Genomic DNA, 15,783 nt, shown 5'->3' on the forward strand with positions numbered 1-15,783 from the left:
TTTTTAATTTTTGGCATGATACTTAACGTCAAATCCATTGCCTTTCATCATACCTGCAACCAGAAAGTCACCGGGCCATCATTGACCAACGACACCTTCATATCAGCCGCGAAACGACCACGTTCGGTCGGTAACACCTGCGCGCACTGGTCTGCAAAATAGTCATATAACCGTTCAGCATCCGCCGGGTGTGCACCGCGAGAAAAGCCAGCGCGAGTACCTTTTTTGGTATCGGCCGGTAATGTAAACTGCGAAACCACCAGCACTTTACCCTCGACCTGTTTTACGTTGAGGTTCATTTTATCTTGTTCATCGCCAAATACGCGATAAGTGGTAACGCGCTCCATTAAGCGTTTGGCTTTCGCCTCGTCATCGTCTTTTTCAACACCGAGTAGCACTAGTAAACCTTGCTCGATTTGTCCGACCACTTCACCCTCTACGTGGACGGCCGCTTCACTCACTCTCTGAATCAGTGCTATCACTGCGTTTTCCTTTTGCCAATAATCGATTAATGATTGAGGGTGAGTTTACCATTTCTGGCATCTCGCTCCAGCGCTCTCTTTCACCGAGCGTGGCGGTCACTTCCGCCCCTATCAACACAATAAGCCAGCATAAATAGACCCAAACAAACAAGATTGGAATCGCCGCTAAAGCGCCATAGATCAACTGGTAAGATGGAAATTGAGTGATGTAAACCGCAAAGCCTTTCTTGCTTGCTTCGAACAGCAGCGCCGCCACAATAGCACCTAATGCAGCATGAGAAAAACGCACCTTCTTATTTGGCACCAATAGATAGAGCCCGACAAAAGCAAAGAATGACAGCCAAAATGGCAACCAGCGTAACAGTTGATTATAGACACCTGAAATCGCTTCGTTATCGATAATGTTGAGTGAAGTGACATACGACGTTGCTGCAATGCTGGCACCGACTAGAATCGGCCCTAAAGTCAGCACCATCCAATACATCGAAAAAGAGAACACCGCTCGGCGCTTTTTATCTACTCGCCAAATATAGTTGAGATTCTTATCGATATTGGAGATCAGCATTAATGCTGCAACAAACAAAAAGCCGCCCCCGACCGCACTCATTTTGCCCGTATTACCGACAAATTCGAGCAGTGCCTTTTGAACCACATCGCCAGCCGCAGGGACAAAATGGGTAATAACAAAGTTTTGCAACGCGTCACCTGCGTTATCAAAGACTTCAAACGACGACAACACCGACAACAATACCGTCAGCATAGGGACAATGGACAACAAAGTAATGTAAGCCAGATAACCGGCATTAACATTCACTCTGTCATATTTCATTCGTGTGAAAAGATAACGGGTAAACAACACCACTTGCGTGATCAAGGGTTCGATTTTCAACTTGTAACTCCCTAACAACTCAGTCATCCTAACAATCTAATTCTAAAGGAAAGGATCCCATCATGCCGCACTTACTGGCTATTGTATTGTCGATTTTCACCTTAACGGGGTGCCAGTCTGCCTATTACTCTGCAATGGAACAAGTAGGCTATCACAAACGTGACATCATGGTGGATCGCGTTGAAGACGCCAAACAGTCACAACAGGACGCACAACAAGAGTTTTCCAGTGCACTTGAGGCGCTGTCAGCTTTGACCAACTTTGACGGTGGTGAACTGGAAACCGTTTACAACCAGATCAATGAAAAATACCAAGACAGCGAGAACGCAGCGCAAGATGTACGAGACCGAATTGCAGCCATTGAAGATGTCTCTGGCGCGCTGTTCAGTGAGTGGCAAGACGAACTTGAACTCTACACCAGCAGCAAACTGCGTCGCTCTAGCGAACAGAAACTGCGCGAAACCAAAACGTCTTACACGACCATGCTCAATGCCATGAAGCGCGCGGAAAACAAAATGACGCCAGTATTGAACACGCTGCGCGATAATACCCTATATTTGAAGCATAACCTTAATGCCAGCGCGATAGGCTCACTGCAGGGCGAATTTTCAAGCCTAGAACAAGACATTCAGTATGCAATTAAACAAATGAACGCAGCCATTGCAGAGTCCGATAAATTTTTGCAAAAACTGAGTCAAAAATAAGGCATTAAAAAAGGGTGAGAAGTTAACTTCTCACCCTTTTTATTATTGGCAATTGCCCGTCGCTAATTAAGCTTTCGCAGGACGGCTTGCACGTTTACGTTCGTTCTCGCTCAAGAATCGCTTACGGATACGAATGCTTTCTGGAGTCACTTCTACTAGCTCATCATCATCAATGAACTCTAGTGCTTGCTCAAGTGTGTACTTGATAGCAGGAGTCAGAACCTGAGCTTCATCGGTACCAGAGGCACGAACGTTGGTTAGCTGCTTACCTTTAAGACAGTTAACCGTTAAGTCGTTTGAGCGGTTATGGATACCAACAACCTGGCCTTCATAGACTTCATCCGCGTGCTCTGCAAACAGACGACCGCGCTCTTGTAGGTTAAACAAGGCGTAAGTCAGTGCTTTACCTGTTGCGTTTGAAATCAATACGCCGTTGTTACGTTGACCGATATTACCGCCTTTGTGTGGGCCGTAGTGATCAAACGTATGGTAAAGAAGACCTGAACCTGAAGTCAGTGTCATGAACTCAGTTTGGAAACCAATCAGACCACGTGAAGGCATCATGAAGTCCATACGTACACGACCTTTACCGTCAGGTGCCATGTCAGTCAGCTCACCTTTACGTAAGCCGATGTTTTCCATGATACCGCCTTGGTGCTCTTCAAGAACATCGATCGTTACCGTTTCAAACGGTTCCATCTTCTGACCGTTTTCTTCTTTGATGATAACTTCAGGGCGAGACACTGCTAGCTCGAAGCCTTCACGACGCATGTTCTCGATCAAGATAGACAGGTGAAGTTCACCACGACCTGATACGCGGAAACGGTCTGGGTTATCGGTTTCTTCAACGCGCAGCGCTACGTTGTGTACCAATTCTTTCTCTAGACGCTCAAGAATGTTACGTGACGTAACGAACTTACCTTCTTTACCGGCGAACGGTGAAGTGTTGACCTGGAAAGTCATGGTTACGGTTGGTTCATCAACAGACAGAGGCGTCATTGCTTCAATGTGGTTTTGGTCACAGATAGTGTCTGAAATTTTCAGCTCGCCAAGACCTGTAATGGCGACAATATCACCGGCGTTAGCTTGCTCAACTTCATGACGGTCAAGACCTAGGTAACCAAGAACCGTACCGACTTTGCCGTTACGCTTCTTACCATCAGCACTAACAACGGTAACTTGTTGGTTTGATTTCACGCTACCACGAGTTACACGTGCAACACCGATAACACCAACGTAAGAGCTGTAGTCTAGCTGAGAAATTTGCATCTGCAGTGGACCTTCGCGGTCAACGTTTGGCGCTTCAACGGTATCAACAACGGCTTGGAACAGCGGTTCCATGTTTTCGCCCGTTTGATCTTCTTCAAGCGTTGCCCAACCGTTAAGTGCTGATGCGTAAACGACTTTAAAGTCTAGCTGTTCGTCAGTAGCACCTAGGTTGTCGAATAGGTCAAACACTTGGTCCATAACCCAATCAGGACGAGCACCTGGGCGGTCGATCTTGTTGATTACAACGATTGGTTTAAGACCGTGCGCAAACGCTTTTTGTGTTACAAAACGAGTTTGCGGCATTGGGCCGTCAACGGCATCAACGATAAGTAGTACAGAGTCAACCATCGACATGATACGTTCAACTTCACCACCGAAGTCCGCGTGTCCCGGAGTGTCGACGATGTTGATACGGTAATCATTCCAGTTGATCGCGGTATTCTTAGCAAGAATAGTAATGCCACGCTCTTTTTCGATGTCGTTTGAGTCCATGACTCGCTCTTCAGCTTCGCCGCGAGACTCTAAAGTACCTGATTGTTGTAGTAGTTTATCAACCAGTGTAGTTTTACCGTGGTCAACGTGCGCGATGATCGCGATATTTCTTAATTTATCAATCTGTGGAGTAGCCATGGATTTGATTCACTCGATATAAGCAGCTCGCCGAAAATTTCAGCAAACCTATTTGATTAAAAAAACGGCCATAATGTACCAGATTCTAGCGAAAAACCCAGAAATATGTGATCTGATTCGCTCAATATTAGCAGATATTTTTTGATTGAAGACAATAGTAAGCCAGGTGTACGCAAATCCCCATTGACATAAGCGTTAAATCTGGGCTGAATGGCTGATGATTTTGTTTATCTTGGTGCAATATACCACCATCGCACCAAATGAGTGCGAAATAAGATCATTTTGGTGCAATAGTCTGCACCATCTTGTTACCAAGCCCGCTAATTTATTGAAATTAATGGATTAATTTTTTTGGCATGGTTTTAGCTTTAATAAAATTGGCATCGATTAATAAGTTTGAAATGAAATTAATCAATGCTGGGTTTATTGCAAATCACGCTAAATACCGATTTAACAACACTGGAGGTTATCCAACATGTCAGTAGAAAACGTTCTATCGCTGATCCAAGAAAACGAAGTTAAGTTTGTTGACCTACGCTTTACTGATACTAAAGGTAAAGAGCAGCATATCTCTATACCTTCTCACCAAGTTGACGCAGACTTCTTCGAAGAAGGTAAGATGTTCGATGGTTCTTCTGTTGCTGGCTGGAAAGGCATCAACGAATCAGACATGGTAATGATGCCAGACGCATCATCAGCTGTTCTTGACCCGTTCACAGAAGATGCAACACTAAACGTACGTTGTGACATTCTTGAGCCTGCCACTATGCAAGGCTATGATCGTGACCCACGCTCTATCGCTAAACGTTCTGAAGAATACCTACGCTCTACTGGTATCGCAGACACAGTTCTAGTTGGCCCTGAGCCAGAATTCTTCCTATTTGACGACGTTAAGTTCTCAAACGATATGTCTGGTTCTTTCTTCAAGATTGATGACGTAGAAGCAGCTTGGAACACAGGTTCTGACATCGAAGGCGGTAACAAAGGTCACCGTCCTGGCGTGAAAGGCGGTTACTTCCCAGTAGCTCCTGTAGATTCATCTCAAGACATCCGTTCAGCAATGTGTCTAGTAATGGAAGAGATGGGCCTAGTTGTTGAAGCTCACCACCACGAAGTAGCAACTGCGGGTCAAAACGAAATCGCAACTCGCTTCAACACGCTAACAGCAAAAGCTGATGAAACTCAAATCTACAAGTACGTGGTACACAACGTTGCGCACGCGTTTGGTAAAACAGCGACATTCATGCCTAAGCCTCTTGTAGGTGATAACGGCAGCGGCATGCACGTTCACCAATCTCTAGCAAAAGACGGTGTAAACCTGTTTGCTGGTGACAAGTACGGCGGCCTATCTGAACTGGCACTTTACTACATCGGCGGTGTAATCAAGCACGCTCGCGCAATCAACGCATTTGCTAACCCATCAACTAACTCGTACAAGCGTCTTGTACCTGGCTTCGAAGCACCGGTAATGCTTGCTTACTCAGCACGTAACCGCTCAGCTTCTATCCGTATCCCAGTAGTACCAAGCCCGAAAGCACGTCGTATCGAGCTACGTTTTGGTGACCCAGCAGCTAACCCATACCTATGCTACTCAGCAATGCTTATGGCTGGCCTTGACGGTATCAAGAACAAGATCCACCCAGGCGAAGCGATGGATAAAGATCTATACGACCTTCCTGCAGAAGAAGCAGCTGAAATCCCAACAGTTGCAGAATCACTGCAACAAGCTCTAGCTGCGCTTAACGAAGACCGTGAATTCCTGACCGCTGGTGGCGTATTCTCTGACGACTTTATCGATTCTTACATCGCTCTGAAATCTGACGATGTACAACGCGTGAACATGGCAACTCACCCGCTAGAGTTCGAACTATACTACTCGGTATAATCGATACTCCTACGCAGTCCACAACTGTGTTGCATAAATTTAAGGCTCGCCTCTCAGGCGAGCCTTTTGTATTTTAGAGTACATAGAACTGGCGTTAATATAGGAGCTTAAAGGCGAAGATTGGAGATAACCAATGCGCAATCTGTTTATTTTACTACTCTGCCTTAGCCTCTTTCCCGCTCAGGTTTTAGCTAAGACAATCTACCATTGGACCGATGAACAAGGGGTCGAACATTTTAGCGACCAGCCGACACCACGCAGCCAACGTAGCATCCATTTTCCTGATCCCCCACAGGTGTCGACGCAGGCTTTACCCAATCCACTGCGCCCTTCACCTATCGCATCACAACACGAATATAGCAAATTAACCATCACGATTAAGGCGCCGACTCAAGAACAAGCTATCCGCAGCAACTCTGGCCAACTTAGTATAATGGTTGCGTTAAACCGAGCCCTTAAACTTGATGAAAAACTGCAACTTATGATGAATAATCAACCAATTAATCAACCTCAAACCGCTTCCAACTGGCACTTGAACAATGTTTCTCGTGGAACCCATAAATTAGAGGTACAAGCGTTTCAACACGGCAAGCTTATTGCATTATCACAACCTATTACGGTGCATTTATTGCGAGTAACTGCCAATACGGTGAAATAAACAGCTCAGACTACGCTCTGCGACTATTTCCCTTCAGTTATCTGATTCAATGCGCCATACTTGAGTTTTTTCACGCACCATTTTGGTGCGTTGCACAATTCAGGTTCAAGGAAAGGGTAAAGCAGTGGATAGCGAACTCAACGACATTATTTTAAATCACCAAGTCACCGCGATTTTAATCATGAACGAAGCGCTGCAAGTTCGTTATGCTAATCCCTCTGCCGAGCAATTGTTCTCGCAAAGTGCCAAGCGCATCATTGACCACCCACTCTCTCACCTTATTCAGCATGCTTCGATGGATTTAGCGCTTTTGTCTCAGCCGCTTCAGAGTGGTCAAAGCATTACAGATAGTGATGTGACGTTTGTGGTCGATGGCAAACCTTTAATGCTTGAAGTGACAGTCAGCCCTATCTCTTGGAATAAAGAGCTAATGCTTCTGATCGAAATGCGCAAGATAGGCCAACAACGTCGGCTGTCGCAAGAACTCAACCAATATGCTCAGCAGCAAGCGGCGAAACTGTTAGTGCGAGGCTTGGCTCATGAAATCAAGAACCCGCTAGGCGGGCTGCGGGGCGCCGCGCAACTGCTCGAAAGAGCCTTACCTGACGCCAGCTTAGCCGAGTACACTCAAATCATTATTGAACAAGCTGATCGCCTACGCGCCTTGGTTGACCGCTTACTTGGCCCGCAAAAACCGGGCAAAAAAAAGCCAGCCAACTTACACCTCATCTTAGAAAAAATACGCCAACTGGTAGATCTCGAAGCCAACCAAAGCGTGCAGATCGAGCGAGACTACGATCCGAGCTTACCAGACATCGTGATGGACGCTGATCAAATAGAGCAAGCACTGCTCAACATTGTCAGCAACGCAGGGCAAATACTCAAAAACCAAGATGACGGCCAAATTACAATTCGCACCAGAACGGTGCACCAGGCCAATATTCATGGCCAACGCTGCAAACTCGCAGCGCGCATTGAGATTATCGATAACGGCCCGGGCATTCCCACCGACCTACAAGACACCCTGTTCTACCCTATGGTCAGTGGCCGAGAGGGCGGAACCGGGCTAGGACTATCAATTGCGCAAAACCTTATCGACCAACACCAAGGCAAAATAGACGTAGAAAGCTGGCCTGGTCGAACAACATTTACTATTTATTTGCCGATTCAAAGTTAGTGGCATTGCTGTAAGGAAAGCAGACTATGAGTAAAGGATACGTTTGGGTCGTCGATGACGATAGCTCCATCCGTTGGGTTATGGAAAAAACCTTATCATCGGCCAACATAAAATGTGAAACCTTCGCCGATGCGGAGAGTGTCTTAATGGCGCTAGAACGAGAAACGCCTGATGTACTGGTCTCTGATATTCGCATGCCGGGCATTGATGGTATCGAACTGCTCAAGCAGGTTCACCAGCGTTCTCCAGATTTACCAGTGATCATTATGACCGCTCACTCCGATCTTGATGCCGCGGTTAATGCTTATCAAAAAGGGGCCTTTGAGTATTTACCCAAACCTTTCGATGTTGATGAAACATTAACCCTAGTAGAGCGAGCCATCACCCATCGTCATGAGCAAAAACAAGAGCAAGCATCCCTTGTCGATGATAATTACACCCCACCAGAAATCATTGGCGAAGCACCCGCGATGCAAGAGGTGTTTCGCGCCATAGGGCGTTTATCTCGCTCATCTATTTCGGTACTGATCAATGGTGAATCAGGGACAGGTAAGGAGCTAGTCGCACACGCACTGCATCGTCACAGCCCGCGCGCGAGTAACCCTTTTATCGCTCTCAATATGGCAGCGATTCCAAAAGATTTGATCGAATCAGAACTGTTCGGTCATGAAAAAGGCGCGTTTACCGGAGCCAACAGCGTGCGCCAAGGGCGCTTTGAGCAAGCAAATGGCGGAACGCTGTTCCTCGATGAAATCGGCGACATGCCCCTTGATATTCAAACGCGCTTACTGCGGGTTCTCGCCGATGGTCAGTTTTATCGCGTTGGTGGACATTCTCCGATTAAAGTTGATGTCCGTATCGTGGCTGCCACGCACCAAAACCTTGAAACATTGGTTCATAAAAGCAAATTTCGTGAAGATTTGTTCCACCGCCTGAATGTCATACGCATTCAAATACCAGCCCTGCGCGAACGTAAACAAGACATTAAAAAGTTAACCCTGCACTTCTTAGCACTCGCTGCTGAAGAGCTTAGTGTTGACGTGAAGACACTGCATCCAAGCACGATCGAGACACTAAACCGACTCAACTGGCCAGGGAACGTTCGTCAGCTCGAAAATATTTGTCGTTGGTTAACGGTCATGGCAAGCGGAACCGAAGTTCTGCCAAGTGATTTACCGACCGAGTTACTCGAAGAGAAAAAACACAATGACGCGTCCGTTGGCGGTTCGTGGCAACAACAACTCTCAGGCTGGGCAAGAGCCGCTCTGTCACAAGGCGACACTGAATTACTGGCTTATGCATTGCCTGAATTTGAACGCATTCTGCTCGAAGCAGCTTTAGAACATACCAATGGTCACAAACAAGACGCTGCCAAAGTGCTCGGATGGGGGCGTAATACGCTCACTCGTAAGCTCAAAGAGCTCTACTAGCCACTGATTACAGGCTCAAGATAGAGCCTGTTTTAGTTAAACGAACAAAGAAAAATTATTTAAAAATGAAGTGTTAATCAGAAAATATCTCAGCAAAGTCGCTGACTTTTATTAGAATATACAAATACACTCTCTTGTCGTAATTGAAGAAAAGATGCCAGCGAAGACGCAAATAACACTGAGAACAGCAGTAGTGCTACCCTTTGTACTGATATTTATCTTTACAATCGGCATTATCATTGCGGTACAAAAAAGCAACTACGAAGAGATGGTTGCCGATATTAGTGACAAACACTTATCGGCACTCACCGACAATGTCGATCTTGAGCTTCATCGCTTTCTCGAAGAGCCTTTTCAAGCCAGCCTCGCCCTCAGCCACTCGATCGGCTTCAATCGTCTTTATCATCCTGGAGATACCAGCGCCATTGAGCGTTTTTTTCTTACCTCATTTAGCGGCTTATACAACTCAATCCAGCAACTTGATGTGATTGGTTTTGGTGGCGAGTCCGCTGAATATGTTGGCTTTCGTAAAGAACCCAATAACGATTACACGTTAATGATTCAAGATGAGCGCACCGACAATCGCTTAGTGATCTATAAAGGCCAAGTAGTCAGTGATGATGTTCGTTCAGTGTTCGACAACTACGATCCGCGAATTCGTCCTTGGTATGCCCCCGTGGCACAAAGCCTTGAACCCATGTGGTCTTCGATTTACGCCAACGCAGACGAAAGACAAGAAATCACCTTATCCGCACTAACACCTGTATTTTACGAGCAAGCATTTCAGGGGGTGGTAGTCACGGATATAAAGATTGATACGTTTAATACTTTCTTGCGCACTCAACAGAACAAAACCAATGCAACCATTTATATCGTCGATGACCAACAGCGTTTAATCGCCCACTCAACTGGTGGTAGCGTGGTATCTTGGGGGACGCCACTGAGCAAAAAAGGCGATCGACTACTGGCGATTGAAAGTGACAATCCCATCATTGAAGCGAATGCTCAATACGGTGTCCAAAATAATTTCTTTGCCGAAAACCAAACCCAACGCTTCTCGCTCAATATCAACAATGAACGTTATTTCAATCACTTCACACCATATATTGATACTCATGGCCTAAAATGGTTTATCGGCGTCGCGATTTCTGAATCCAATCTACTTGGTCAACTTCCTAAGTCTCAGCGCAACAGTTGGATTATTGGTATTGTCGCTAGTGGTATCGGCATCGTACTCGGGCTACTGGCTTTTAACCGCATTGTGACCCCGATAACCACAACCGCAGCGGCAGCGAAAAGACTGGCCAAAGGCGACTGGGAAAGTCACATGCCTAAACCAGGTAATATTTACGAAACCAGTCTATTGGTTTATGCGTTTAATGAAATGGCCAACAACCTCAAAGCCTCTTTTCGCGCACTGCGTTCACAACTGCTCTATGACTCACTGACCAAGCTATATAGCCGAGAAGGGTTGATTGATACTTGTGATAAGCTCGCACACATTGACGGCACACTGCTGATTATTGGTATCAACAAATTTAGGGATATTAACGATAGCCTAGGTCACTATAAAGGCGACCAACTGCTAACGATTATTTCTCAGCGATTACAGTCATTATTTTCAGAGGACGTTCACCTAGCACGTATTGGCGGGGATGAATTTGCGATCTATTTACCACACACGCAAGACCACCAGGAGTCTATTCTGACCGCGAATCGAATTTTGCAGATGTTTGCAGCGCCGTTTCTGATGGAAAAAGAGAGTGTAGTGGTTAGCGTTTGCATTGGCATTGTCGAACAAGGCCCAGACTCAAATATGACGCATTGGTTACGCAACGGCAGTATCGCTTTGAGTAATGCTAAGCAAGAGATTACCGGCATTAGCTATTACCGCCCAGAGATGGCTGACGTCTCGCGCAAACGTACTTTAATGCAGTCAAAGATCAAAGATGCGATTGAACACAATGAGTTTATTCCCTTTTATCAGCCACTGGTTGATTTAAAAACAGGTGAGATCATCGGCGCCGAAGCACTGGCTCGATGGTTGTCCCCATCCTCGGGATTGACCCCACCTATCGAGTTCATTGGCATTGCCGAAGAGAGTGGCCTCATTGGCGCCATTGGTGAACAGATCTTACGTCAAGCCTGTACAGACACGGTGCGGGGCATTAAAGAAGGCAAGTGGACAAAAGACTTTCACATCCATGTCAATCTGTCGGTAAATCAGCTCTCGCAGCCCGATTTTATCAACACTCTGATGAAGGTACTTGATGACTCACAACTTCAACCTAGCAACCTGACTTTAGAGATCACAGAGTCACGCATTGTCGATAACGACCCAATCACTCTCGAAAATATGCAAGCTATTTATGATCTTGGTGTGCATATAGCGATAGATGATTTTGGCACTGGTTACAGCTCTCTGGCTTATCTACATAAGCTGCCTTTTAACTGCTTAAAGATTGATCGAACCTTCGTCAATAAGCTCTCTGCTGATAATTTAGACACTTCTATCATCGCAGCAATCATTAATATGACCCGCAGTATGAAGGTCAATATTGTCGCGGAAGGCATTGAAACCGAAGAACAAGCAAAAATGTTAGCTCATCTTAACTGCCCATTAGGGCAAGGCTTCTTATATAGCCGTCCTGTGCCTTATGATGAATGGCCAACAAATTTGGTTAACATGAAATAAAAACCAACGCTTATGGATGGCTTTCTGCGCTTATTCTACTGACACTGGTCTTATTGATTCTTATACTTAGCAAAATCGATTTAACTGGAATGACGATAATGATAACCAAGAACCTTCCACTGACAGACTTACACCGCCATCTTGATGGTAACATCCGTACCCAGACCATCTTAGAGTTAGGCCAGAAATTTGGTGTTGCGTTACCAGCTTATGACGTTGAATCCCTAACCCCACACGTTCAAATCGTCGAAGCTGAACCGTCGTTGGTTGCATTTCTTTCTAAGCTTGATTGGGGAGTCGCGGTTCTGGGTGATCTTGAGTCCTGTCGTCGGGTCGCTTACGAGAACGTCGAAGATGCACTCAATGCACAAATCGATTACGCAGAGCTGCGCTTCTCACCTTACTACATGGCGATGAAGCACAAGCTACCTGTTGCTGGCGTGGTTGAAGCTGTTGTCGATGGAGTGCAAGCGGGTGTACGTGATTTCGGTATCAAGGCAAACCTAATTGGTATTATGAGCCGCACGTTTGGCACTGACGCTTGCCAACAAGAGTTGGATGCGATCCTCACTCAGAAAGATAAAATCGTGGCCGTAGATTTAGCTGGCGATGAACTCGGTCAACCCGGTGAACGCTTCGTTAAGCACTTCAAACAAGTGCAAGATGCAGGTCTTAAGGTCACGGTTCACGCAGGTGAGGCCGCTGGTGCACAGAGCATGTGGCAAGCGATCCAAGAGCTTGGAGCGACACGTATCGGTCATGGCGTCAAAGCGGTTCATGATCCGAAACTGATGGATTACCTTGCAGAGCACCGCATCGGTATCGAGTCATGCTTAACCTCAAACTTCCAAACCAGCACAGTAGCGTCACTGACGAGCCACCCTCTTAAGCAATTCCTTGAGCACGGTGTTCTCGCTTGTTTAAATACTGACGACCCTGCGGTGGAAGGTATCGAGCTACCATATGAATATGAAGTCGCAGCGCCGCAAGCAGGCTTATCTCAAGAGCAAATCCGTCAGGCGCAGATCAATGGCCTTGAGCTCGCTTTCCTTTCCGAACAAGAAAAGCAAACTCTTAAAGACAAAGCAAGCCAACGTTAACCGCGCACACGCTGAGCGGAGCGCTCCTTATAGAGTGCCCCAGTCAAAGTAGCATCAACCACAGCAACCTCTTTGTCTCTCCCACGAGAATCGGGCAAAGAGGTTTTTTCTTTTTTATCGCGCTCCAACCCAGTATCAATCGCTGTAAGTTAGAGCATCATTAGTTTTAGGCCCATCATCATTGGTTATTGTGAGCAGTTTTAGCTCGTTGTCTCAGTCTGCTACACTGATAAGTTGATTCTCTAACTCGGTGTCCATCAATGAAATTTACTCTCCCAGCACACCTCACAACCCAAGATGACGCAACCAGACGAGTTGGCTTCGAACTAGAATTTACTGGACTGACTCTTGAAGAAGCAGCCAAACAAGTACAAGCCACGTTTGGCGGGCAGCTCGAACAGAGCTCAGCGGTTGAATATTTACTCCATAGCGACCAGCTTGGTACCTTCACAATTGAATTAGATTGGGACTACTTGAAACGCAAAGCAAGCGAGGCGCAGCAACAAGATGACGGCCATGAATGGGTCGACTTTTTACAGCAAGGCGCTCAAGCCATCGTCCCTTTGGAAATCATCTGTCCTCCGGTCTCGATGAAGCAGCTTTCTCACCTCAATGAGTTAATACCGAACTTGCGACAAGCTGGCGCAAAAGGCACTGACAGCTCACTGCTTGCGGCTTATGGTGTTCACATCAACCCTGAGCTACCACAACTTGATGTCGCGACAATTGAACGCTTTGTTAAAGCATTTTCTTTATTGCAGTGGTGGTTAGTCGAAGCGCATCAAGTGGATCCAACCCGAAAGCTAAGCCCCTATGTTAACCTCTACCCAGAAACCTATATTTATGAACTACTCAGTCAGTCATACCCAAATATCAACGCTCTGACTGATCATTACCTTAAGCACAATCCGACACGTAATCGCGCCCTCGATCTGTTGCCATTGCTAACTGAAATCAACCAAGACCGTGTGCTCGATGTGGTCAATGACCAACTCATCAACTCTCGGCCGACGTTCCATTACCGTTTACCAGATTGCCAAATAGAAGACAAAGACTGGAGCTTAGCCAATAGTTGGAACCTATGGTGTGTAATCGAGCGTTTAGCGGCCGATCCACAGGCTATTGAAGCGCTATCACAAAAATTTATCGAGATGACACGCCCTGTAATCGGGGTGAGTCGCGAAGCTTGGCTTAAGGAGGTATCACAATGGCTCGTCGACCACGAGTGGGTGTAACAGGAAATGGTAGAAGGTGGTCACCGTCATGGTGGTGCACCAAAATAGCTCTGCGGTTAGCAGGGGCAGAACCGGTACGAATCAGTGTCCGACATCCGTGGTCAGGCGTCCCCTTACATGCGCTAATTATTAGTGGCGGCGATGACATTAGCCCTGAACATTACGGCGGTGATCTCAATCAAAAAGTGCGCCTCGATCCTGAACGCGACAAATTAGAAATACAGTGGATAGAGTGGGCCTTAGAACATCACGTCCCATTGCTTGGTATTTGCCGAGGTGCTCAACTCATCAATGTCGTAAAAGGAGGCACGCTTTACTCCGATATTCGTCACCTACGCAAGTTAACTTACAATCGACCCGGGTTATTGCCAACCAAACAGGTGCGCCTGAAAAACACTTCTCATCTCGCGACCTTATGTCGAAAAAATCATCTCCGTGTTAACAGCCTCCACCATCAGGCGGTTAAGCGTCTTGGTATTGGGCTAAAGTCGGTGGGGCATGACTTGGATAATTTAACTCAAGCCATTGAGAGCTCAGAGGGAGAACTGATTATTGGTGTTCAATGGCACCCTGAATATTTGTTCTATCTACCAGCACAATTCGCTCTCTTTCGTTGGCTTAGGCAGGCTGGCGAGTGATTACTAGTTATCTACTGCTGTTTGGCTCCGCTTTCTTAGCCGCGACCATATTGCCTTTTTATTCTGAAGTACTGTTATTCCTGTTACTACAACAAGGAGCCGATCCACTGGTACTGATCGGGGTTGCTACCTTGGGTAATACTTTAGGCTCAGTGGTCAACTGGGTATTGGGACGCTACTTGCTGCACTTTAAAAATAGGAAATGGTTCTATTTTAGCCAAGATCAAATTGATAAAGCGCAGCGTTGGTTTCAACGTTATGGAGTATGGAGCCTTCTGCTGGCATGGCTACCAATCGGCGGCGATGCATTAACTCTAATTGCAGGGATTTTAAAAGTACGGCTGGCACCATTCTTGTTGTTAGTTGGGCTCGGAAAATGCGTACGTTATATTGCGGTAGTTTACCTAGCAGGTTCACTGACTTAAATCGTATGCTTTGATTGGCAGTAAATTCTAATCAATACAAATACAAAAAAACCCACTGCAAGCAGTGGGTTTTTTAATGTGGCGGAGAGATAGGGATTTGAACCCTAGGTACGCTATTAACGTACGCCGGTTTTCAAGACCGGTGCTTTCAACCACTCAGCCATCTCTCCACAAATTGTCATCAACAGATTAGTACACTGATGATGTGGTTACGCGTATATACGAGTAACGATATTTAAAGCCTGGCGATGTCCTACTCTCACATGGGGAGACCCCACACTACCATCGGCGCTAATTCGTTTCACTTCTGAGTTCGGCATGGAAATCAGGTGGGTCCAAATCGCTATGGTCGCCAAGCAAATTCTTAAAATTCGGAAAGCTGTAAAAATTCGTCACACATTCAATATTCTTGCTTTGAGTCCAATCAAAACCCTTTGGGTGTTGTATGGTTAAGCCTCACGGGCAATTAGTACAGGTTAGCTCAATGCCTCGCAGCACTTACACACCCTGCCTATCAACGTTCTAGTCTTGAACAACCCTTTAGGACACTTAAAGTGCCAGGGAAG

Annotated in this window: 13 protein-coding genes, 1 tRNA gene and 2 rRNA genes; 10 read left to right on the forward strand and 6 right to left on the reverse strand. The window is 46.2% G+C overall.

The window, feature by feature from the left end; translation table 11 throughout:
• Positions 1-47: 47 nt before the first annotated feature.
• Both dtd and BS19_RS11590 read right to left on the reverse strand, forming a co-directional pair.
• Positions 48-482 (reverse strand): D-aminoacyl-tRNA deacylase, encoded by a 435-nt coding sequence (dtd, locus tag BS19_RS11585; protein ID WP_038175451.1) that lies wholly within the window; start codon positions 480-482, stop codon positions 48-50.
• Positions 454-1,398 carry a virulence factor BrkB family protein gene (locus BS19_RS11590; protein ID WP_391088772.1) on the reverse strand — a complete coding sequence of 315 codons (945 nt, stop codon included), beginning with the start codon at positions 1,396-1,398 and terminating at the stop codon, positions 454-456. The genes dtd and BS19_RS11590 overlap by 29 nt, the downstream gene beginning before the upstream one ends.
• A 35-nt stretch (positions 1,399-1,433) precedes the next feature.
• Between BS19_RS11590 and BS19_RS11595 the strand changes: the two genes are divergently transcribed.
• Positions 1,434-2,075 carry a DUF2959 domain-containing protein gene (locus BS19_RS11595; protein ID WP_038175452.1) on the forward strand — a complete coding sequence of 214 codons (642 nt, stop codon included), beginning with the start codon at positions 1,434-1,436 and terminating at the stop codon, positions 2,073-2,075.
• Positions 2,076-2,141: 66 nt separating this feature from the next.
• Here the strand turns inward: BS19_RS11595 and typA are convergent, their stop codons facing one another.
• Complete coding sequence (gene typA / locus BS19_RS11600) at positions 2,142-3,974, reverse strand: translational GTPase TypA (RefSeq protein ID WP_038175453.1); 1,833 nt, start codon at positions 3,972-3,974, stop codon at positions 2,142-2,144.
• Between the two features lie 475 nt (positions 3,975-4,449).
• Between typA and glnA the strand changes: the two genes are divergently transcribed.
• The 9 genes from glnA to BS19_RS11645 all read left to right on the forward strand — a co-directional run bounded on the left by glnA (position 4,450) and on the right by BS19_RS11645 (position 15,217).
• Positions 4,450-5,859, forward strand: coding sequence for a glutamate--ammonia ligase (glnA, locus tag BS19_RS11605; RefSeq protein ID WP_038175454.1), 1,410 nt, complete (start codon positions 4,450-4,452; stop codon positions 5,857-5,859).
• Positions 5,860-5,992: 133 nt separating this feature from the next.
• A complete protein-coding gene (locus BS19_RS11610) occupies positions 5,993-6,517 on the forward strand; it encodes a DUF4124 domain-containing protein (RefSeq protein WP_038175455.1) in 525 nt (174 codons plus the stop codon).
• 124 nt (positions 6,518-6,641) lie between these two features.
• Positions 6,642-7,694 (forward strand): nitrogen regulation protein NR(II), encoded by a 1,053-nt coding sequence (gene glnL, locus BS19_RS11615; protein WP_038175456.1) that lies wholly within the window; start codon positions 6,642-6,644, stop codon positions 7,692-7,694.
• A gap of 26 nt (positions 7,695-7,720) precedes the next feature.
• Positions 7,721-9,124, forward strand: a complete 1,404-nt coding sequence (gene glnG, locus BS19_RS11620; RefSeq protein ID WP_038175458.1) for a nitrogen regulation protein NR(I) — start codon at positions 7,721-7,723, stop codon at positions 9,122-9,124.
• Positions 9,125-9,278: 154 nt separating this feature from the next.
• Positions 9,279-11,819 (forward strand): phosphodiesterase GepA, encoded by a 2,541-nt coding sequence (gene gepA, locus BS19_RS11625; protein WP_038175459.1) that lies wholly within the window; start codon positions 9,279-9,281, stop codon positions 11,817-11,819.
• Positions 11,820-11,917: 98 nt separating this feature from the next.
• A complete protein-coding gene (add, locus tag BS19_RS11630) occupies positions 11,918-12,919 on the forward strand; it encodes an adenosine deaminase (RefSeq protein WP_038175460.1) in 1,002 nt (333 codons plus the stop codon).
• Positions 12,920-13,179: 260 nt separating this feature from the next.
• Positions 13,180-14,154 carry an amidoligase family protein gene (locus BS19_RS11635; protein ID WP_038175461.1) on the forward strand — a complete coding sequence of 325 codons (975 nt, stop codon included), beginning with the start codon at positions 13,180-13,182 and terminating at the stop codon, positions 14,152-14,154.
• Positions 14,127-14,792, forward strand: a complete 666-nt coding sequence (locus BS19_RS11640; protein WP_038175462.1) for a gamma-glutamyl-gamma-aminobutyrate hydrolase family protein — start codon at positions 14,127-14,129, stop codon at positions 14,790-14,792. The genes BS19_RS11635 and BS19_RS11640 overlap by 28 nt, the downstream gene beginning before the upstream one ends.
• The gene (locus BS19_RS11645) at positions 14,789-15,217 is read left to right on the forward strand and encodes a YqaA family protein (protein ID WP_245609278.1); all 429 of its coding nucleotides are present in this window, start codon (positions 14,789-14,791) and stop codon (positions 15,215-15,217) included. The genes BS19_RS11640 and BS19_RS11645 overlap by 4 nt, the downstream gene beginning before the upstream one ends.
• Positions 15,218-15,296: 79 nt before the next feature.
• Here BS19_RS11645 and BS19_RS11650 read toward each other — a convergent pair.
• The 3 genes from BS19_RS11650 to BS19_RS11660 form a co-directional block, all read right to left on the reverse strand.
• Positions 15,297-15,387: transfer RNA gene (locus tag BS19_RS11650), tRNA-Ser, on the reverse strand.
• A 70-nt stretch (positions 15,388-15,457) separates the two neighbouring features.
• A 5S ribosomal RNA gene (rrf, locus tag BS19_RS11655) occupies positions 15,458-15,574 on the reverse strand.
• 88 nt (positions 15,575-15,662) lie between these two features.
• Positions 15,663-15,783: ribosomal RNA gene (locus tag BS19_RS11660) — 23S ribosomal RNA — on the reverse strand; the annotation flags it as partial.

It is taken from the genome of Vibrio pacinii DSM 19139 (genome assembly GCF_000711795.1).
Classification (GTDB): domain Bacteria; phylum Pseudomonadota; class Gammaproteobacteria; order Enterobacterales; family Vibrionaceae; genus Vibrio; species Vibrio pacinii.